The organism is Winogradskya humida (genome assembly GCF_016862215.1).
Classification (GTDB): domain Bacteria; phylum Actinomycetota; class Actinomycetes; order Mycobacteriales; family Micromonosporaceae; genus Actinoplanes; species Actinoplanes humidus.
Genome location: NZ_BOMN01000083.1, coordinates 1 through 19,107 on the forward strand (window position 1 = coordinate 1; position 19,107 = coordinate 19,107).

The window sequence follows — 19,107 nt, forward strand, 5'->3', positions numbered from 1 at the left end:
CCCGGACGGCTCTGGCCCGGACGGCTCTGGCCCGGACGGCTCTGGCCCGGACGGCTCTGGCCCGGACGGCTCTGGCCCGGACGGCTCTGGGTTGGACGCCGGGGGCGTTTCTGAGGTCGGCGCGGTCCGTGCGGGCGGCCCGACGAACGGTGGCGCTCCGGCTCGCGAAGCTGACCCAGGATCAGGTGCCGGGCCGGACGCTGAAGACGCGCCTGACATATCCGACATGCCGGAGGGTGGCGTGGGGGATGGAGTGGTCAGCGAAGAGGAGCTGGCTGTTGGGCGGCCGCCGCGTGCGTTGACGCTATCGGCGCTGGTGGCTGAGCTTCGTACGGTTGTTGTTGCTCCGGACAGCACGCCGGGGCGGCGGCATGCGGCTGCGGGTGAGTTGGCGAAGCTGGCTCGGGCGGGGGTGCCCGGAGCTCATCCGGACGAGTGGTGGGGTCTGCGGCCGCTCTCCGATGATCGGCCGTTGGTGGACGACGGTGATCCGGTCAAGGTGACGCCGTCGAGCATGGAGAGCGCCCTGCGGTGCAGTCTTCGGTGGCTGCTCGAACGCCATGGTGGCGCGGGGCCGGCTGGTCCGGCGCAGGGTGTCGGCAACCTGGTTCATGCTGCGGCGATGCTCGCCGAGGATGCGAACGCTGACCGGGAGCAGCTCGTGGAGTATGTGTCGGCGCGGTTCGACGCGATTGAGCTTGCCGCTCGCTGGCTGGCCGGGCCCGAGCATGAGCGGGCTCAGGGGATGGTGGACAAGCTGCTGCGATGGCTGGCGAAGAATCCGCGGCGGCTGCTCGCGATCGAGCACGAGTTCACCGTACGGCTGGATGATCCGAGCCGTCCTATCCAGTTGACCGGGCGGGTGGATCGGCTGGAGGTCGACGAGCAGGGCCGGTTGGTGGTCATCGACTTGAAGACGGGGAAGAGTACGACCGTTTCCGCGCCGGAGGTCGAGGAGCACGCGCAGCTCGCGGGCTATCAGGCGGCGGTTGATGCGGGGGCGTTCGACAGTTTCAGCGTGGGTGCGGAGAGCGGCGGGGCGGGGCTGGTGCAGCTCGGGCCGACGAAGGAAGCGCGCGAGCAGATGCAGGTGCCGCTCAGTGAGGCCGAGGATCCGCAGTGGGCGTATGCGATGGTGCGCCGGACCGCGGACACCATGGCCGCGGCGACGTTCTCGGCGGTGGCCAATGCGAAGTGCCGGGTGTGCCCGGTCCGTACGAGTTGCCCGATCAGCGGCCAGGGCCGCCAGGTAGTGGAGCCGTGACTCAACCGTCCCTTTTCGCCGATGCAGCCCCCAAGCCGCGACGCCGTGCTGATTCCGGGCCCCGCTACACCCCGGACGAGCTGGCCAAGCTGCTGCGCCTGCACCGGCCGACGCCCGAGCAGGCTGCGATCATCGCGGCGCCGATCGAGCCCGTGCTGGTGGTGGCGGGGGCCGGGTCGGGCAAGACCGAGACCATGGCGGCGCGGGTGCTCTGGCTGGTCGCCAACGGGTACGCGCATCCCGACGAGATCCTGGGGCTGACCTTCACGCGTAAGGCGGCCGGCGAGCTCGCGCACCGGGTGCGTACCCGGCTCGGGCAGCTTGTCCGCCGGCTGGGCCGCGACGATCAGTTCACGGGCGAGGCGACGATCTCGACCTACCACTCGTACGCCGCCCGGGTGGTCACCGAGCACGGACTGCGCGCCGGATACGAGCCGTCCGCCCGGCTGCTGACCGAGGCCGCCCGCTGGCAGATCGTCGACTCGATCGTGCGCTCGTACACCGGTGAGATGACCGGGCTGAACCGCGCGCCCAGCACGGTGACCGACGATGTGCTCGCGCTCTCCGGCGAGCTCGCCGAGCACCTGGTCACGCCGGACGACCTGGCCGCCTGGACCGGCCGGTTCTTCGCCGACGTGCAGTCGCTGCCGGGGCGCGTCTACAAGGACGTGTCCGACGTGCTGTTGCGCCAGCGCCACCGGCTCACCCTGCTGCCCCTGGTCCGCCTCTACGACCAGCGCAAACTCGACCTGGAGGCGATGGACTTCGGGGATCAGATGGCCCGGGCGGCGCTGGTCGCCCGCGATCATCCCGAGGTCGGCGCGATCGAGCGGGGGCGCTACAAGATCGTGCTGCTCGACGAGTACCAGGACACCAGTCACGCGCAGGTGGTGCTCCTGAACGCGCTGTTCGGCGGCGGGCATCCGGTCACCGCGGTCGGTGACCCGTGCCAGTCGATCTACGGCTGGCGGGGGGCGTCGGCGGGGACGCTGGACCGGTTCCCGGCCGAGTTCACCGGGCCGGGCGGGCGCGAGGCGTGGGTGCTCAACCTGACGCGCAGCTGGCGGAACAGGCCGGAGATCCTGCAGGTGGCGAACACGCTGTCCCGGCCGTTGCGCGCCGCCGGGGCCCGGGTCGCCGAGCTGATCCCGGCGCAGCGCGTGGCTGAGCACGTCGGGGGGCGCACGGTCGCTTGTGCGCTCCTGCACACGTACGCCGATGAGGCCGAATGGATCGCGGACTCCCTGCTCACCGCGTGGCGGCTGGCAGCGGGGCTGCCGGAGGCGCTGGCCGGCGACATTCCCCTGGACAAGCGGCCGACCACCGCCGTGCTGGTCCGGGTCCGCAGTCAGATCCCCGCGATCGAGGAGGCGCTGCGCTCGCGCGGTCTGCCGGTCGAGGTGGTCGGCCTGGGCGGTCTGCTCGACACGCCAGAGGTACGCGATGTGGTGTGCACGCTGCGGGTGCTGGCCGACCCGACCGACGGGGCCTCGCTGCTGCGGCTGCTGACCGGCTCGCGCTGGCGGATCGGCCCACGGGACCTCGTGGCGCTGCATCGGCGGTCCCGGGCGATCGCCTCCGCGCGGGTCGCGAACACCACGGGTGACGCTCAGGACGCCGAGCTGGCCGAGATCGTCGGGGACCGGCTCGACGACGCGTCACTGGTCGAGGCGATGGCGGATCTCGGGGTGGCGCAGCAGTACTCGCAGGAGGGGTATCCGCGGCTCCGGGCGTACAGCAGGGAGCTGGCTGAGCTGCGGCACCGCCTGGACCAGCCGCTGCCCGACCTGATCGCCGACATCGAGCGGACCATCGGCCTGGACGTCGAGGTCGCGGTCCGTGGCTGGGGTGCGGGCGACGCCGGTCTCGCGCGCGGTCACCTGGACGCGCTCGGCGACGTCGCTGCCCGCTATTCGGGGGAGACCGACGGTGGCACGCTCGCTGGTTTCCTGGCGTTCCTGGTCGCCGCCGAGGAGGAGGAACGCGGGCTCGCCCCGGGGCAGGTCGACGTGATCGAGGGCGCGGTGCAGATCCTGACCGCGCACGCCGCGAAGGGCCTGGAGTGGGACGTCGTGAGCGTCGCGGGGCTGGCCAAGAACGTGTGGCCCGGTATGACCCGCGGCTCGGACAACTATCTCGGCGGGATGGGCGTGCTGCCGTTCCCGCTGCGCGGCGACTCCGACGGTCTGCCGGTGCTGGACCTCGGCGAGGCGGTCGACCAGAAGGACGTCGCCACGGCGGTTACGGCGTTCGGGCGGGCGTGGCGGGAGCATGACGAGCGGGAGGAGCGGCGGCTCGCGTATGTCGCGGTCACCCGGCCGCGGCGACTGCTGCTGGCCTCGGGCTACTGGTGGGGCGACGGCGTGAAGCGCCCGCGTGGCCCGTCGGTGTTCCTGAACGAGATCCGCGCGACCTGCGACGACGGTGCCGGCGTGGTGGACCGCTGGGCCCCGGAGCCCACCGCCGACGCGGTGAACCCGAGCGCCGAGCTGGTCGCCTCCGCGGAATGGCCGTCGGACCCGCTGGGCGCCCGCCGCCCGGCGATGGCCGCCGCCGCCGACCTGATCCGCCGGATGATCGCCGCCCCCGACCCGGAGACCGCCGAGGCGTTCGTGGCACTCGCCTCGACCGACGACGAGATCGCCGCCCGGGCAGGCCTCGCCGCCGATGTAACCGGCCTGGCCCCCCACGGCGACGAGCTGCCGACCGGGACCGGCACGGCCCCCCACGGCGGCGAGCTGCCGACCGGGACCGGCACGGGCGCCCATGGCGACGAGCTGCCTACCGGGACTGGCACGGGCGCCCACGGCGACGAGAGCGCGAGTGCGGCTGAGAGCTCTGACATCGAGCGCTGGCGGACCGAGGTGGCGCTGCTGCTTGCGGAGCGTGAGGAGCGCGCCCGTCACGAGGGCCCCCTCGATGTGGCTCTCCCGCCGCACCTGTCGGTTTCTCAGCTGGTCGTCCTGCGCCACGACCCGCAGCATCTCGCCCGCACGCTGCGCCGGCCCCTGCCCGCGCGGCCGGCGCCCTACGCCCGGCGTGGCACCGCGTTCCACTCCTGGCTGGAGCAGCGTTACGGCTCGGTCCGGCTGCTGGACCTGGACGAACTCCCCGGTGCCGCGGACGAGGACGCGGCCGACGATGCCGAGCTGGTCGCCCTTCAGCAGGCCTTCCTGGCCGGGGACTGGGCTGAGCGCACGCCGATCGAGGTCGAGGTGCCGTTCGCGACCACCGTGGCGGGCATCGTGCTTCGGGGGCGGATGGACGCCGTCTTCACGGAGGTGGGTGGCCGTTACGACGTCATCGACTGGAAGACGGGGCGCCGCCCCACCGGCCCGGCCGCTGAGGCTGCGACGGTGCAGCTGGCGGCGTACCGGATGGCTTGGGCGGCCTTGGCGGACGTGCCGGTGTCGCGGGTGCGGGCCGGGTTTCACTATGTCCGCGAGGGTGTGACCGTGCGCCCGGCCGACCTGCTGGATGCGGACGGCCTGGCCGCACTGATCACCGCGGTGCCGCTCCTAGATGGCGGCGGCGAGCAGATGGAGTAGCGCCTCCGCATAAGCGGCCGACGGCGTTTCGGCCGTGAAAGTCCGTTCTTCACCCAGCAGGATGATCTCCACATCCCATCGATCGCCGGAGCGCCGCAGGGCCTGGAACGTGCCGCCGAGCAGGCCCCGCAACTGGTCCTCGCGCGGCAGCCAAAGTGCCTCCTCCAGCTCCACGTCGTCCATCGCCCATTCCGTGGTTCCGTTGAACCCGATCACCTCGCCTTCGGGGAGTGTGTGCACCTCAATGGTCATATTGCTGAGCACGAACACGTCCTCGTCCAGGTCCCGATCGGGGATCGCGAACCGGTCGCCGGGGGCCGGTTTCCAGAGCAGTCCGGCGCCCTTCAGAGCCTGTGCCATGTCCACGCCGATCACGGTGAAACCGCCTCTCTTCGTGCTACGCTGCCTTGCGTTGTGTCAGTTTGGTTCCCAAGTACTCAGGAGCGCCTGTGGGGAAGTCTGCCCCAGGCGCTCTTTGTCGTAACCCGGGTTTCTCCGGGACGGGCGATCAGTACGGCGACACGAGACCCGCAAATTTCGGGTCTTACTACCTCGTTTCAGTCCATAATGGGCAGAAGCGATCGACCGTCGAGGAGACGAGCATGGTTACCGGCGTTGTGAAGTGGTTCAACGCGGACAAGGGCTTCGGGTTCATCACCCCGGACGACGGCGGCGCCGACGTCTTCGCCCACTTCTCCGCAATCCAGACCTCGGGTTACCGCAGCCTGGACGAGAACCAGCGGGTCGAGTTCGAGGTGACCCAGGGCCAGAAGGGCCCGCAGGCGGCTAACATCCGCCCGCTCTGATCACAGCCACGAGCTGACAACAGCGCCGGCCCCCTGAGAAGGGGTCCGGCGCTATTGTTTTGATGCGGATCCGTCAGGCTTCGAGGGGCTCCACCGCGCCGACCTTCCGCGGGAGCGGGGCCGTGCCGCCGAGGTGGGCGGGCAGCCACCAGGTCTCGTCCGGGCCGGAGGGGCGCTCGGGGTAATCGCGCTGGGCTTCGTCCAGCAGCGCGCTCAGCCGCTCGTGCAGCACCAGCGTCATCGCCTCGGTGGTGGCGTCCGCCGGCACCACGATCGGCTCGCCGATCTTGATGATGACCGGGACATGGCGTTTGGTCAGTTCCTTCGGGCGGCCCTTGGTCCAGAGGCGGTGCGGGCCCCAGACCACGCTCGGGATCAGGGGCACCCCCGCCGCCTGCGCCAGCCGGGCCGCGCCGGACTTGAGGGTCTTGACGGTGAACGACTCACTGATCGTCGCCTCGGGGAAGACGCCGACCACTTCGCCCTTGCGCAGGGCGTTCTCCGCTTCCAGGAACGCGGCGCTGCCGGCGACCCGGTTGACCGGGATGTGCCGCATGCCGCGCATCAACGGGCCGCTGATCTTGTGGTCGAAGACGGACTTCTTCGCCATGAAACGCACCAGCCGCTTGGAGGGCTGCGCACCGAGACCGGCGAAGATGAAGTCGAGGTAGCTGACGTGGTTGCTCGCGAGCACCGCCCCGCCGGTCGTGGGGATGTGCTGGGCACCGTCGACCTGGATCCGCATGTCCAGCACGCGGAACAACGTCTTCGCCGTGGCGATGACGGGGGGATACACGATTTCCATTCGATTACGGTACCGGCGAACGATGAAGCTTTCCTGTGAGAGCTGCAACCGATTCGGGGGTTCCGGCGTCTTTAAGAGTGACTGCGCCGAGCCGTGCCCGGGTCCAGCCTGCTGGAGACCTGGGGCGCGGCACCTCCAGGAGGCTTTGCATGAAGACCGTGTCCGCGCGCCGTGAGCTGGCAATTGTGCTCGCCCTGGCCGTGTTCGGCCTCGGCCTGGTGATGGCGGTGGCGTTCACCCCCTGGTATACGCCGGCCAGCAAGGCGGCTCCTACGGTGGTCGAGACGGTGACTCCCGGCAGCCAGCTCTGAGGCCGTGCCAACTTCTTGACGAAGGATCGCGCGGCCGGGCGGTGAGCGGTCACGGGCCGTGGTGGTGTTCACTGGGATGATGTCCGAGGGCTCGCCGATCACTCCCGCCTGGTCACGGCCCGACAGCCAGTGGTCGTCCGGCATGGTGACCGCTTCGGGCGTACCCCCCGTGGTGCCGCCTGGACCGCCTGCCCCGCCGGAGCCGCCCGGCGAGAACGGCCCGCAGCGCACCCGGCGCCAGCTGTTGATCTTTGGTGGGATCGCCGGCGGCATCGTCGCGATCGGCCTGGTGATCATCCTGATCGTGGGCCTGAGCTCGGACGGCGACGCGTTCCGGAGCAAGGCTTCCGCCCCCAGCGACGTCCGCCCGCCGCTCGCCCAGATGTGCCCGGCTCCGACCACGATCCCCAGCGAGGAGCCCAGCGCCCCGGCGCAGCAGCTCCCGCCCGAGACCGGGGAGCGCACGGTCGACCAGGAGGCCGGGATCTCCTACAAGAAGTACGGCGCCCCGTGGGTCGCCTGGAACACCGTCTGGCGCGGCGGCACGCTGGAGATCCCCTACCGGGTGGGTCAGCACTTCGTCACCGAGCAGTACTCCGGTGGCAGCTACCACGCCTCGATCCTGTCGGCGGCGGTCCCGGCGGCGGACAACGACGCGGTGTCACTCAACCTGGACTGCGTCGGCCGGCAGGTCACCGCGGACGTGCGCGCCGAGTACTACCCCCAGCCCAACACGCTCGAGACGATCCGTGACGGGATGACGACCCTGGGCGGCCGCCCCGCGTACCTCAGCGAGTTCCGCCTGCACTTCGACTCGCCGGGGCTGAACGCCAAGGACGAACGCTCCGCGGTCGCCGTGATCGACGTCGGCAAGACCACGGCCGCGGTCCTCTACATCTCGATCCCCGGCACCCACAAGCAGTTCGACTACGTCATCAACGACGTGCTGAAATCCGTCCGGCCGCTCTGACGCGGATCAGGAGCCGGTCAGGCCCCAGCGCTTACGCAGCGCGTTGTCGGCGGCGTTGAAGAGGACGTCGATCAGGATGCCGATGACGAGCACCACGATGATGAAGCTGATGACGAGGCTCGACTCGCTGAGGTCGCGGGCCTGCTGCATGCGTACGCCGATGGAGAGCGCGCCCGGCACGATCACCAGGAGCTCGCCTGCCATCAGGCTGCGCCAGGAGAATGCCCAGCCCTGCTTGAGTCCGGAGATGAACGACGGCAGCGAGGCGGGCAAAATCAGGTGCCGGTACTTGGCGAACCCGGTCATGCCGAGCACCTGGCCGACCCGCAGCCAGGTCCGCGGCACGTAGTCGATGCCGCTGATCAGGCCGTTCGCCACGGAGGGCGCGGCGCCGATCACGACGACGAACAGGATGGCGCTCTCGCTGAGCTGGAAGAGCAGGATGGCGAGCGGGAACCACATGATCGACGGCATGGTCTGCAGGCCGGTGATCAGCGAGCCGATCGCGGCCCGCAGCGGGGTGAAGCGGGAGACCGCCGCGCCGACGATGGTGCCGATCAGCACGGCGAGGCCGAAGCCGGTCACGGCGCGGAGCATGGTTACGCGTACGCCGTCCCAGAAGTCCCCGGTTTTGATCAGGGTGCCCAGGTCCTCGAAGACCGTCGCCGGGCCGGGCAGGACGTAGACCGGCTTCCATTCGGCCCAGACGACGATCTGCCAGGCCAGCATGACGATGGCGATGGCCAGCAGTTTGGGCCAGGCGCTGCGCCAGACGCGTCTGCCCAGCGAGCCCTTCTCGCTCTTGCCGCCGAGCTCGAGCGCGTCGAGGCCGGTGATGCGGTCCTTGGCGGCGTCCGGCTTCTCGACGGGGGCGGGAAGGCTGCCGGTGACGCCTTCGAGGCCCGCGCGGGCCGACGGGTACTTAATTGGCATGACGGGCGACCTCCGCGCGGAGCCGATCGGTGATCTCGGCGGCCTGTCCGGCCACCTCGGGGGAGTCGATGCGGCGCGGCCGCTCGTGGGTGATGGGGAAGTCCTCGATGACCCGGCCGGGGCGGCTGCTGAGCAGGATCACCCGGTCGCCGAGGCGGACGGCTTCGCGCACGTTGTGGGTCACGAAGACGACGGTGAGCTCCTGCTCGCGCCAGATCCGTTCGAGCTCGTCGTGCAGGATGTCGCGGGTCATGGCGTCGAGGGCGCCGAACGGCTCGTCCATCAGCAGGATGTCGGCGTTCTGGGCCAGCGCGCGGGCCAGGGCCACGCGCTGGCGCATGCCGCCGGAGAGCTCGTGCGGGCGTTTGCCGCCGAAGTCCTTGAGCCGGACGATCTCCAGCAGTTCCCCGGCGCGTTGCTTGCGTTCCGCCCGGGCAACGCCGCGCAGCCGCATGGGCAGTTCGACGTTGCCCGAGACGGACAACCACGGGAAGAGCGCCGCTTCCTGGAACATCAGCGAGACGTGCCGCCCGCCGATGTCGAGCGTGCCCGCGCTGATCCGGTCGAGCCCGGCGATCAGCGAGAGCAGCGTGCTCTTGCCGCAGCCGGACGCGCCGAGCAGGCAGACGAACTCGCCCTTGCGGACGGTCAGCGACACCTTGTCGAGTGCGAGCAGGGCGTTGCTGCCGCTGCCGTACTGCTTGGAGACGCTGTCGAGGCTGACGACCGCTTGACCGGTCTGTACCGGGTCGGCTTCCACCGTGGTCATGGTCTTACTCCCAGGCTGAGCGGGGGATCAGGAGGCTGCGGCGTCGCTCACGGCGGGCTGACCGTCGGCCTTGAGCAGCTCGTTGAGCGGCCCGAGGTCGTAGATGCCCTTGAGGTCGACCGGCTTGAGCAGGCCGACATCCTCGGCGTGCTGTGCGCTGGCGTACAGCGATGTGGCGATCGGGTCGTTGGTGAACTGCAGGTTCTTGAACGCCGAGGCGAGGATCTCGTCCTTGAGCGGCTTGCCCGAGAGCGCGGCGAGCTGCTCGTTGGCGGCCTTCTGTGCACCCGCGTTGTCGGTCGAGATGTACTTGACCGCCGCGATGTGGCCCTGCAGCAGCTTCTTGACCGTCGCCGGGTACTTCTTGAGGAACTCCTGCGTGACGATCAGGTGGGTGGTGACGAACTGCCCGTTCGGCCACAGGTCCTTCTCGTTGACCAGGATCTTGCCCTTGGACTCGAGGACCATCCGGCTCAGGTTGGGCTCGGGCACCCAGGCGCCGTCGATGGCACCCTGCGCAAACGCCTGGATGGCGGTCGCGTTGTCCTGTGGAAGCACGGAGACGTCGCCGCCGCCCTGCTGGTCGGCGTTGAGGCCGTTCGACTTCAGGTAGGCACGCAGCGCCACGTCCTGGGTGTTGCCCAGCTGCGGCGTGGCGATCTTCTTGCCCTTGAGGTCGGCGACGCTGTTGATGCCCTGCTTCACGACCAGACCGGCGCCGCCCGAGGTGCTACCCGCGATGATCTTCAGCGCGGTGCCCTTGGAGGTGGCCCAGCCGTTGATGGCCGGGTTCGGGCCGATGTACGTCGCGTCGATCGCGCCGGAGAAGAGCGCCTCGATCGCGGCGGGGCCGGCGTTGAAGGTCTTCGTCTCGAGCTTGGTGCTGCCGAGTGCCTGCTGGAAGAGGCCGTTCTTCACGCCGATCAGGGCGGGGGCGTGGGTGATGTTGGGGAAGTAGCCGAGGCGGATCGCGCTGGCCTCGCCACTGGCGCTGCCCTTGTCGTCGTCGCCACCGCAGGCGGTGAGCGCAGCGGCGGAGAGAAGAGCGGTAGCGGCGACGGCTAGCGCACGGAGAGTGCGGGAGCGCATGCGTTACTCCTAAAGAATTTAAGCGGCAGCGGCGATGGTGAGCTGGGCGAGCGTGCGGTGGTTGACGACGCCCTCGATGGCCTCCTCCACCGCCAGCCAGACATCCTTGAGGCCGGTCGCGACCCCGTGGTACGTCGTGGTGGTGGTGGGCAGGCCGCGAACGGTGGTCAGCGCTCCGCCGACCGCACGGACGACATCGCCGACGGTGATGTCCTCCGCGGGGCGGGCCAGGGCGTATCCGCCGTCGACGCCGCGGTGGCTGTGCAGCAGGCCGGCGCGGCGCAGGTCGAGCAGGATGCCCTGGAGAAAGCTCAGGGGGATGTCCTGGGCGGCTGCGAGCGTCGCGGCCTTGACCAGCGTGTGGTCGTCGGCGGTGATCGCCAGCATGGCCCGGACGGCGTAGTCGGTTCGTGCCGAGACGTACACGAAATCCCCCTGCGGTCTCGCGTTAAACCCTGGTATCTCTATCAGTTGCATGGGAATAGTGGATGAGGTAGGCGGGGAGCGTCAAGTCCCAACCGCATCATGAGAACCGCCACGAGCAGGTAAGGTCACCCGCCGTGAGTACGCAGATCAAGATCGGCCTGCATGAGGTGTCCCGGGTGCGCTGGCCCCGCCAGACCCTGGCCGGCGATGGAAAACAGGTCAAAGTCGCCGTACCGCTGCCTCGGTTGCCGTGGTCCAGCGCGTCGGTCGAGGTGCCGATGGGCGAGAGCGCGGCCCGCGGGGTCCAGCGGGTGACCCGCCTGCGGCAGATCTTCGGGTACGGCGTCGCACCCGCGATCATCCTGCTCTTCGTGATCGCGGACGTGCTGCTGCTCTGGGGCAGGTTCGGCGACCTCAAGCCACCGGGCGGACTCTTCGCGGTGCTGGGCGTGGTCGGCGTCGTCCTGATCCTGACCGGTCTGATCCCGGACCAGGTCGCCCGGGCCACGGGTACGCCGTACGTGACCCGGGGCACGCTGCGGTTCTCGAAAGCGCGTACCGAAGCCGTCGAACAGCTGGCCAAACTCAACCCGCAGCTTGAACTGGGCAGCGTGACCAAGGGGTAAAGCCTAAGTGGAGAGCCGCCGTGATGCGGCGGACAGGCCGACTGACCTCCCGGGGGGCTAGATTCTTGGGGTGGCTCGCAAAGTGAAGATTCCCGCGACGAAATACCCGGTCGAACGGTTCACCCTCGACAACGGCCTGCGCGTGGTCCTCACGCCCGATCGCAGCGCGCCCGTCGTCGGTGTGGCCGTGGTCTACGACGTCGGCATCCGCTCCGAGCCGGAAGGACGCACCGGCTTCGCTCACCTCTTCGAGCACCTGATGTTCCAGGGCTCGGAAAACCTGGAGAAGCTCGCCCACTTCCGGCACGTGCAGGGTGCGGGCGGCAGCTTCAACGGCTCGACCCACCTCGACTACACCGACTACTTCGAGGTCCTGCCCGCCGGTGCCCTCGAACGGGCGCTGTTCCTCGAGGCCGACCGCATGCGCGGCCCCCGGCTGACCGAGGAGAACCTGCGCAACCAGGTCGACGTGGTCAAGGAGGAGATCCGGGTCAACGTCCTCAACCGGCCCTACGGTGGCTTCCCCTGGCTGAAGCTCCCGCCGGTGATGTTCGAGACGTTCCCCAACGCGCACGACGGTTACGGCTCGTTCACCGACCTCGAGAGCGCCACCGTCGACGACGCGGCCGAGTTCTTCGAGAAGTACTACGCGTCGGGCAACGCGACGCTCGCGGTGGCCGGCGACTTCGACGTGGCCGTCGCGACCGAGATGATCCAGCGGCACTTCGGCGACGTGCCGGCCCGGCCCAAGCCGGTGCTGCCCGCGTTCGACGAGCCGGGTCTCACCGCCGAGCGCCGGGAGAGTTACGTCGACCGGCTCGCCCCGTTGCCCGCGATCGCGGCCGGCTGGCGGGTGCCCGACCCGATCGGGAGCTTCACCGACTACCTGCCCTTCGTCGTGCTGGCCGAGGTGCTCACCGACGGTGACGCGTCGCGCCTGGTCGAGCGGCTGGTGCAGCGCGACCGCATCGTCACCAGCGTCGGCGGCTACATCGGCTTCATGGGTGACGAGTTCCAGGTCCGCAACCCCACCGCGTTCCTGCTGCAGGCGCACATGCCCCCCGGCGGCGACTCCGGCAAGGTGCTGCGCGTGGTCGACGAGGAGCTCGACCGGCTCGCCACCGGGGGCCTCGCCGCCGGCGAGCTGGCCCGCACCCAGGCCCGGATGGCTACCCACCTGCTGCGGGACACCGACGCGGTCCTGGGCCGCGCCCTGCCGATGGCCGTGCTGGAGCTGCAGCGCGGGCGCCCGGAGCTGCTCAACGAGCTGCCCCGGCTGATCGGCGAGGTCACCGAGACCCAGATCGTCGCGGCCGCTGCCGCCCTGCGGCCCGATAGCCGCGCCACCGTCGAGGTCGTCCCAGGAGCAAACCAGTGAGCACCCACACCCTGCCGGACCTCGTTCCGGACTCAAAGATCAAACTCCCGAAGCAGCTGGAACGTACGCTCAGCAGCGGACTCACCGTGATTGCCGTGCGCCGCCCGTCGGTGCCCCTCGTCGAGCTCCGGCTCCGCGTGCCGTTCGGGCGTGCCCCGCTGCCCCGCGCGACCCTGCTCTCGCAGACGCTGTTCACCGGCACGGCCACGATGAGCAGCATCGACATCGCCGCCGAGCTGCAGACGGTCGGCGGCGGACTCTCCGCAGGCCTCGACCCCGACCGGCTGCTGATCACCGGCAACTCGCTCGCCGCCGGTCTCGACCGGATGCTGGAGATCCTCGCCGGGGTGCTGACCGAGCCCGCGTACCCGTCCGACGAGGTCGCCGTCGAGCGCGACCGGCTCGTCGACCACATCCAGGTCGCGCAGAGCCAGCCCGCGCACCTCGCCCGGACGGCGCTGCTCAAGCGGGTGTACGGCCGGCACCCGTACGCCGTCCAGACCCCCGAGGCGGAGCAGATCAAGGGGGTACGCCCCGCGCAGCTACGGGCGCTGCACGCCGACCGGGTCCGGCCCGACGGCTCCGTGCTCGTACTCGTCGGCGATCTCAACCCGGAGAAGGCGATCGACGCCGCCGAGAAGGCCCTCGGCAGCTGGGCCGGCGCCGGCCGCGACGCCACCGTGCCGCCCACCCCGGCGCTCGAGCCGGGTCCGCTGCTGCTGGTCGACCGGCCGGGCTCGGTGCAGTCCTCGCTGCGGATGGCGCTGCCCGCGCTGCCCCGCACCGACCCCGACTACGCGGCGCTGCAGCTGGCCAACCTGGTCTTCGGTGGCTACTTCTCGTCACGCTGGGTCGAGAACATCCGCGAGGACAAGGGCTACACGTACGGCCCCCACACCTCGATCGAGCACCTGCTCGCCGGTTCGTCGCTGGTCGTGGCCGCCGAGGTGGCGACCGAGGTGACCGGCCCGGCGATGCTGGAGACGCTCTACGAGCTCGGCAAGATCGCCAGCCTCGCGCCGGGTGAGGACGAGCTCGAACAGGCCCGCAGGTACGCCCTCGGCACCCTGCGCCTGGGCATGTCCACGCAGGCCGGGCTTGCCGGGCTGGCCAGCATCTACGCGAGCTTCGGGCTGCGCCTCGACTATCTCACCGAGCACTCGGCGGCGTTGGCGTCCGCGACCCGGGAGCAGGTGGCCGAGGTGGCGTCGCGCTTCCTCGCCCCGGCCAAGGCGGTCACGGTCGTGCTCGGAGACGCTGACAAGGTGGAGGGATCACTGACCGCCCTCACCGCCGTGGAACGTGAGGCCGAGTGAGCTCCGAACCCGACATCGACGAACAGGCCGGCAGTTCCGAGCCCGACATCGGCGAGCAGGCCGGGAGTTCCGAGCCCGACATCGGCGAGCAGCCGGGGTGGGGCGGGCCACCTCTGGCGCGTACCACCCTGGATCGTGCGGCCCATCACCGCACGGACGCCGAGTGGATCGCCGAGGCCTGGAAAACGGGCCTGGTCCTGCTCATCGACATCTCGAAGGGCGGCCGTGCCCTGATCACCGGGCTGGACCAGGGGGATCCGTCCCTGGTGCTGGTCAGCGCGGACGCGGCGCCCGAGGGTGAGCGGCTCTTCCTCGGCATCGACGCGGAGGGCGTGCCGATCTTCGCCGTCGACACGCCGCTCCCGGAGCATCCGGGCGCCGAGGCACGCACCCTGCGCGATATCGGTCACCGGCTCGACTCGCGCGACGCCGGGATCCTCACCACCGCCGCCGCGCTCGGCAACTGGCACGCCTCGCACCGGTTCTCGCCGCTCAACGGTCAGCCCACCACGGTCATCGAGGCCGGCTGGTCCCGCGTCGACGAGAACGGCAAGGCCATGTGGCCGCGCACCGACCCGGCCATGATCGTGCTCGTGCACGACGGCGTCGCCGGGCCGCAGGGGCGCTGCCTGCTCGGGCACAACGCCTCCTGGCCCACCGTCGACGGGGTGCGCCGCTTCTCCTGCCTCGCCGGCTACGTCGAGCCGGGCGAGTCGACCGAGGCCGCGGTGGTGCGCGAGGTGCGCGAGGAGGTCGGGATCAAACTGCGGAGCCTTCAGTACGAGGGGAGCCAGTCCTGGCCGTACCCGGGCTCCCTGATGCTCGGCTACCTCGCCGAGGCCGACCCCGCGCAGCCGATCGTCGTCGACCCCGAGGAGATCGACGAGGCGCTGTGGCTCACGCGCTCGGAGATCGCCCAGATGATCTCGGGCGAGTTCGAGGTCGCCGGTGTCCGCCTCGGGCTGCCCATGCGTTCCTCGATCGCCCTGTACCTGATCGAGACCTGGCTCAACGCATGAAAAAGGCCGCCCCCGGATCTTCGGGGGCGGCCGTTTTCGATGTCACCTACGCGGAGAGCGCGGCCAGATGTTCCTTGACCTGGATGATCGAGGGATTGGTCATCGCGGAGCCGTCGTCGAAACGCATCGTCGGGACCGTCTGGTTACCGCCGTTGACACTCATCACGAAGTCAGCGGCAGCCGGGTCCTGCTCGATGTCGACGACCTCGTACGCGATGCCTTCCCGGTCCAGCTGCGACTTGAGCCGGTGGCAGTAGCCGCACCAGGGCGTCGAGTACATGGTCAGCATCGGTCTGGGTCCCTTCGAAGAAGTCACATGGCACAGCGCCATCCGATGAAACGTCGGACCGGGGTGTCATGATTCCCGGTTGTGACAGCCGAACGTGTTCTTGCCGGGCTCGATCCCGACCAGCGCCGGGCCGTGACCGCTCCAGCGGGCCCGGTCTGCATCCTCGCCGGTGCGGGAACAGGTAAGACACGTGCCATTACCCACCGCATCGCCTATCGAACTCTTTCGGGTGAAATCAGTCCCCGGCATGTGCTCGCGGTTACCTTCACCGCACGGGCCGCCGCTGAGATGCGAGCCCGGCTGACCGCGCTCGGCGCCGGAAAAGTGCAGGCCCGCACGTTCCACGCCGCCGCGTTACGCCAGGTGCGGTATTTCGCGGCCCGCCTGCTCGAAGGCCGGGGCATGCCCGAGCTGGTGGAGAGCAAGGCCCGCCTGGTCACCCTCGCCGCCAACCACGCCGGGGTGCGCGCCGACCGCAACGCCGCCCGTGACCTCGCCAGCGAGATCGAGTGGGCCAAGTCGTCGCTGGTCGAGCCCGGGGAGTACGTCGTGGCCGCGACCAAGGCGCTGCGCGAGCCGCCGTACGAGGTGGGCAAGGTCGCTGACGTCTTCGCCGCGTACGAGTCGCTCAAGCGCCGCCAGGGTGTGATCGACTTCGAGGACATGCTGCGCGCCGCGGTCTGGGGCATCGAGGAGCACTCCGACGTCGCCGAACAGGTCCGCTCGCAGTACAGGCACTTCGTGGTCGACGAATACCAGGACGTCAACCCGCTCCAGCAGCGCCTCCTCGACGCCTGGCTCGGCGGCCGCGACGACGTCACCGTGGTCGGCGACGCCAGCCAGACGATCTACTCGTTCACGGGCGCGACCTCGTCGTACCTAGTCGACTTCCCGCGCCAGCGCCGCGAGGCCGTGGTCGTCCGGCTGACCCGCGACTACCGCTCCACCCCCCAGGTCGTCGGTCTCGCCAACGCCGTGATCAAGCAGGCCCGCGGCACCGAGGCCAGGCTGCGCCTCGAACTGGTCGGCCAGCGCCCACCCGGCGCCGAGCCGGACCTCAAGATCTTCCCGGACGAGCCGGCCGAGGCCCTCGCGGTCGCCAAGCGCTGCCGCGAGCTGATCGCCGCGGGCACCCCGGCCAGCGAGATCGCCGTCCTCTTCCGCACCAACGCCCAGTCGCAGGGCTACGAGGAGGCCCTCGCCGAGGCCCACGTCCCCTACGTCGTCCGAGGCGCCGAACGGTTCTTCGAACGCACCGAGGTCCGCCAGGCCATGATCGCCCTGCGCGCCGCCGTGCGCTCCACCCCCGGCGAGACCCCGCTGGTCCAGGCCGTCGTCGAGGCACTGTCGGCGACCGGCTGGGCCCGCGACAGGCCCCCTGCAGGCGGTGCCCAGCGTGAGCAGTGGGAGGCACTCGCAGCGATCGTCGCCCTTTCCGAGGAGTACGCCCGGAGCCCTGCACTTGTCCCGATAGGCGAAGCGGGAGCCGTGCAACGCGACGTCTCGTTGTCCGAATTCAACGAGGAGCTTGCCCGCCGTGCCGAGCAGCAGCACGCCCCGACCGTCGAAGGCGTGACGCTGGCCTCCCTGCACTCCGCCAAGGGCCTCGAATGGGACGCGGTGTTCCTGGTCGGGCTCGCCGACGGCACCCTGCCCACGACGTACGCGAAAACCACCGAGCAGCTCGAGGAGGAACGCCGCCTGCTCTACGTCGGGGTGACCCGGGCCCGGCAGTGGCTCTGGCTCTCCTACGGCCAGATGCGCGCGTCCGGCGGCCGCACCCGGCGCCCGTGCCGCTTCCTACCGCAGCTCACCGACACCCGCCACCGCACTTTCGAGAAACCTGGCGTGGCAGCCGCGAGCCGGAAAGCCGCCAGCCGGCACGCCCCCGTGGCCTCGTGCCGCATCTGCGGAGCCACGCTGACGGCCGGTGTCGACCGCAAACTGGGCCGCTGCGCCACCTGCCCGTCGGACCTCGACCAGGAGCTCTACGAGCGGCTGCAGACCTGGCGCGCACTGGTCGCGAAGGAGCAGAAAGTCCCTGCGTACGTCGTCTTCACCGACGCCACGATCGTGGCCATCGCCGAGCGTCAGCCGGGCACGCCGCCGGAGCTGCTGGCGATCGCCGGCCTCGGCCCCCGCAAGCTCAACCAGTACGGCGCCGCAGTGTTCGCTCTGGTCGCGGGCGCCGACCCCGCAGAGACAGCCGAAAAAAACTTTGAAAGTTAGTCCGTTAATTCGTTTGCCCTCCCTGCGGGGGAGCGAATAGCCTCAGTTCACACCTTGGCGAGCGACCTGCTCGCAAAGGGTTTCGGATCGAGTGCAACACGATGGAGGAGGTGGCAATGATGAGGCTCAACTACACGATCGAGCGTCCGTCGACGCTGCCTGCTGCATTCTGCGCTCCCTCCGCTTCTTGGCTCCCCTTGACCGCCCTCGCGCTGGAATCCGCCCTCGTGGTGGAGTCCGCCCCCGTGGTGATCCTGGCTGCTGAGCAGGCCCCGGTTTCGCAGGCGCACCAGGTCCAGGTCCAGGCCGAGCTGGCCCAGGTTCTGGTGTCCGTCGACGGAAGCTACGAGACCAGTGGGTTCACGGGCGGCAACGGCACGGATATCCCGATGAAGCGTCGGAATGGTGCCAGCGGCGTCCCGCCTCGAGGAAGGCCGGTCTGATCTACAGACCTCCGGCTCACCTCGAGGCCGCGGAACCCCTAACCGGGATCCGCGGCCTTAATTTTTTGCCGGCTCACCGGCCGGTGTAAACGAAGCACCACGATCCAGAAGATCGAGAAGAAGAGAGAGGTGACCGGGCTTTATGAGTCTGGCGCTGGCCCCCCTCGACGTGAGCGTCGAGATCGAGGCAAACCTGCCCTGTCGGAAGTTCGACCCGGACCTTTGGTTCTCGGACTCCCCGGCCCAGCTGGAACTGGCGAAGTCGCTCTGCGGGGACTGCCCGCTGCGCGTCGAATGCCTGGCCGGCGCGGTCGAGCGGAACGAGCCCTGGGGCGTCTGGGGCGGCGAAATCTTTGAGCGCGGCGCAGTCGTCGCGCGCAAGCGGCCCCGTGGCCGTCCCCGCAAGGTCGACGTCGCCCGCGACGCCGAACTGGCCGTTGAGGTCGAAGAGCGTCTCGAGGCCGTCGGTCTCGAATCCCGCAACTCGGTCCGGCTGGCAGCCTGAAATGACCACCATCACCACCCCTTACCGAAAGACGGAAGACGCAGCGATGACCCCGAACGGAACCCCCAAGGTAAGACTCATCCAAGAAGCGCTATCACGAGCCCGAATGCGTAGGCCTCAGGAAATCCACACCCCTGAGGCCCACCGCCCCGCACGTCAGATCGCCATGGAGGCCCGCCACCGGGCCGCCAACGAGCTGGGTGGACGCCTCTGATCGTGCCCCTACCAAACCGCCCCGCCCGCAGTTCAACCTGCTGGCGGGGCGCTTTTCACACCCGTCACTCCCACGTCCGTGGGTTGTATGCCGGGTGTTCTCATGTCCGTGGGTTGTATGCCGGGTGTTCTCATGTCCGTGGGTTGTATGCCGGGTGTTCTCATGTC

At 69.8% G+C, this 19,107-nt stretch carries 19 protein-coding genes; 12 read left to right on the top strand and 7 right to left on the bottom strand.

The window, feature by feature from the left end:
- Both Ahu01nite_RS28490 and Ahu01nite_RS28495 read left to right on the top strand, forming a co-directional pair.
- On the top strand, positions 1-1,264 hold a 1,264-nt coding region (locus Ahu01nite_RS28490), incomplete at its 5' end, for a PD-(D/E)XK nuclease family protein (protein ID WP_203839736.1).
- A complete protein-coding gene (locus Ahu01nite_RS28495) occupies positions 1,261-4,812 on the top strand; it encodes an ATP-dependent helicase (RefSeq protein ID WP_203839737.1) in 3,552 nt (1,183 codons plus the stop codon). The genes Ahu01nite_RS28490 and Ahu01nite_RS28495, both read left to right, overlap by 4 nt.
- On the opposite strand, the gene Ahu01nite_RS28500 is transcribed toward Ahu01nite_RS28495, so the two are convergent.
- On the bottom strand, positions 4,783-5,187 hold the full coding sequence (locus tag Ahu01nite_RS28500; RefSeq protein ID WP_203839738.1) for a pilus assembly protein CpaE: 405 nt from the start codon (positions 5,185-5,187) through the stop codon (positions 4,783-4,785). The two genes, Ahu01nite_RS28495 and Ahu01nite_RS28500, sit on opposite strands and share 30 nt — an antisense overlap.
- A gap of 227 nt (positions 5,188-5,414) precedes the next feature.
- Between Ahu01nite_RS28500 and cspE the strand changes: the two genes are divergently transcribed.
- Positions 5,415-5,618 carry a transcription antiterminator/RNA stability regulator CspE gene (gene cspE, locus Ahu01nite_RS28505; protein WP_015625344.1) on the top strand — a complete coding sequence of 68 codons (204 nt, stop codon included), beginning with the start codon at positions 5,415-5,417 and terminating at the stop codon, positions 5,616-5,618.
- 73 nt (positions 5,619-5,691) lie between these two features.
- Here the strand turns inward: cspE and Ahu01nite_RS28510 are convergent, their stop codons facing one another.
- Positions 5,692-6,423, bottom strand: a complete 732-nt coding sequence (locus tag Ahu01nite_RS28510) for a lysophospholipid acyltransferase family protein (RefSeq protein ID WP_203839739.1) — start codon at positions 6,421-6,423, stop codon at positions 5,692-5,694.
- 149 nt (positions 6,424-6,572) lie between these two features.
- Between Ahu01nite_RS28510 and Ahu01nite_RS28515 the strand changes: the two genes are divergently transcribed.
- Both Ahu01nite_RS28515 and Ahu01nite_RS28520 read left to right on the top strand, forming a co-directional pair.
- On the top strand, positions 6,573-6,734 hold the full coding sequence (locus Ahu01nite_RS28515; protein ID WP_203839740.1) for a hypothetical protein: 162 nt from the start codon (positions 6,573-6,575) through the stop codon (positions 6,732-6,734).
- Between the two features lie 58 nt (positions 6,735-6,792).
- On the top strand, positions 6,793-7,704 hold the full coding sequence (locus Ahu01nite_RS28520; RefSeq protein ID WP_239159212.1) for a hypothetical protein: 912 nt from the start codon (positions 6,793-6,795) through the stop codon (positions 7,702-7,704).
- Between the two features lie 6 nt (positions 7,705-7,710).
- Here the strand turns inward: Ahu01nite_RS28520 and Ahu01nite_RS28525 are convergent, their stop codons facing one another.
- From Ahu01nite_RS28525 to Ahu01nite_RS28540, 4 genes are read right to left on the bottom strand one after another with little or no spacing between them, the layout of a single operon-like run.
- Entirely contained in the window at positions 7,711-8,637 is a 927-nt protein-coding gene (locus Ahu01nite_RS28525; protein ID WP_203839741.1) for an ABC transporter permease, read from the bottom strand.
- The gene (locus Ahu01nite_RS28530) at positions 8,627-9,406 is read right to left on the bottom strand and encodes an ABC transporter ATP-binding protein (RefSeq protein WP_203839742.1); all 780 of its coding nucleotides are present in this window, start codon (positions 9,404-9,406) and stop codon (positions 8,627-8,629) included. The genes Ahu01nite_RS28525 and Ahu01nite_RS28530 overlap by 11 nt, the downstream gene beginning before the upstream one ends.
- Before the next feature lie 27 nt (positions 9,407-9,433).
- Positions 9,434-10,495 (bottom strand): ABC transporter substrate-binding protein, encoded by a 1,062-nt coding sequence (locus Ahu01nite_RS28535; protein WP_203839743.1) that lies wholly within the window; start codon positions 10,493-10,495, stop codon positions 9,434-9,436.
- Between the two features lie 18 nt (positions 10,496-10,513).
- Complete coding sequence (locus tag Ahu01nite_RS28540) at positions 10,514-10,921, bottom strand: RrF2 family transcriptional regulator (RefSeq protein WP_203839744.1); 408 nt, start codon at positions 10,919-10,921, stop codon at positions 10,514-10,516.
- Between the two features lie 134 nt (positions 10,922-11,055).
- Between Ahu01nite_RS28540 and Ahu01nite_RS28545 the strand changes: the two genes are divergently transcribed.
- From Ahu01nite_RS28545 to nudC, 4 genes are all read left to right on the top strand, one after another.
- Positions 11,056-11,547 (top strand): hypothetical protein, encoded by a 492-nt coding sequence (locus Ahu01nite_RS28545; RefSeq protein WP_203839745.1) that lies wholly within the window; start codon positions 11,056-11,058, stop codon positions 11,545-11,547.
- 70 nt (positions 11,548-11,617) lie between these two features.
- Entirely contained in the window at positions 11,618-12,925 is a 1,308-nt protein-coding gene (locus Ahu01nite_RS28550) for a M16 family metallopeptidase (RefSeq protein ID WP_203839746.1), read from the top strand.
- A complete protein-coding gene (locus Ahu01nite_RS28555) occupies positions 12,922-14,241 on the top strand; it encodes a M16 family metallopeptidase (protein WP_203839747.1) in 1,320 nt (439 codons plus the stop codon). Before Ahu01nite_RS28550 ends, Ahu01nite_RS28555 begins: the two co-directional genes overlap by 4 nt.
- Positions 14,242-14,321: 80 nt before the next feature.
- Positions 14,322-15,260: an NAD(+) diphosphatase gene (gene nudC, locus Ahu01nite_RS28560; RefSeq protein ID WP_203839752.1), complete on the top strand. Its 939-nt coding sequence runs from the start codon at positions 14,322-14,324 to the stop codon at positions 15,258-15,260.
- Between the two features lie 46 nt (positions 15,261-15,306).
- On the opposite strand, the gene Ahu01nite_RS28565 is transcribed toward nudC, so the two are convergent.
- Positions 15,307-15,549 carry a mycoredoxin gene (locus Ahu01nite_RS28565; RefSeq protein WP_203839748.1) on the bottom strand — a complete coding sequence of 81 codons (243 nt, stop codon included), beginning with the start codon at positions 15,547-15,549 and terminating at the stop codon, positions 15,307-15,309.
- An 81-nt stretch (positions 15,550-15,630) separates the two neighbouring features.
- On the opposite strand from Ahu01nite_RS28565, the gene Ahu01nite_RS28570 reads away from it, so the two are divergent.
- From Ahu01nite_RS28570 to Ahu01nite_RS28580, 3 genes are all read left to right on the top strand, one after another.
- The gene (locus Ahu01nite_RS28570; protein ID WP_203839749.1) at positions 15,631-17,778 is read left to right on the top strand and encodes an ATP-dependent DNA helicase UvrD2; all 2,148 of its coding nucleotides are present in this window, start codon (positions 15,631-15,633) and stop codon (positions 17,776-17,778) included.
- A gap of 116 nt (positions 17,779-17,894) precedes the next feature.
- Positions 17,895-18,221, top strand: a complete 327-nt coding sequence (locus Ahu01nite_RS28575; RefSeq protein WP_239159213.1) for a hypothetical protein — start codon at positions 17,895-17,897, stop codon at positions 18,219-18,221.
- A 142-nt stretch (positions 18,222-18,363) separates the two neighbouring features.
- A complete protein-coding gene (locus Ahu01nite_RS28580; protein WP_203839750.1) occupies positions 18,364-18,726 on the top strand; it encodes a WhiB family transcriptional regulator in 363 nt (120 codons plus the stop codon).
- Positions 18,727-19,107 lie beyond the last annotated feature (381 nt).

Bases quoted from the DNA above. Each gene is read 5' to 3' on its own strand.
- Ahu01nite_RS28530 (WP_203839742.1), bottom strand. From the start codon at position 9,406: ATGACCACGGTGGAAGCCGACCCGGTACAGACCGGTCAAGCGGTCGTC.
- Ahu01nite_RS28575 (WP_239159213.1), top strand. From the start codon at position 17,895: ATGATGAGGCTCAACTACACGATCGAGCGTCCGTCGACGCTGCCTGCT.
- Ahu01nite_RS28565 (WP_203839748.1), bottom strand. From the start codon at position 15,549: ATGCTGACCATGTACTCGACGCCCTGGTGCGGCTACTGCCACCGGCTC.
- cspE (WP_015625344.1), top strand. From the start codon at position 5,415: ATGGTTACCGGCGTTGTGAAGTGGTTCAACGCGGACAAGGGCTTCGGG.
- Ahu01nite_RS28525 (WP_203839741.1), bottom strand. From the start codon at position 8,637: ATGCCAATTAAGTACCCGTCGGCCCGCGCGGGCCTCGAAGGCGTCACC.
- Ahu01nite_RS28580 (WP_203839750.1), top strand. From the start codon at position 18,364: ATGAGTCTGGCGCTGGCCCCCCTCGACGTGAGCGTCGAGATCGAGGCA.
- Ahu01nite_RS28510 (WP_203839739.1), bottom strand. From the start codon at position 6,423: ATGGAAATCGTGTATCCCCCCGTCATCGCCACGGCGAAGACGTTGTTC.
- Ahu01nite_RS28535 (WP_203839743.1), bottom strand. From the start codon at position 10,495: ATGCGCTCCCGCACTCTCCGTGCGCTAGCCGTCGCCGCTACCGCTCTT.
- Ahu01nite_RS28515 (WP_203839740.1), top strand. From the start codon at position 6,573: ATGAAGACCGTGTCCGCGCGCCGTGAGCTGGCAATTGTGCTCGCCCTG.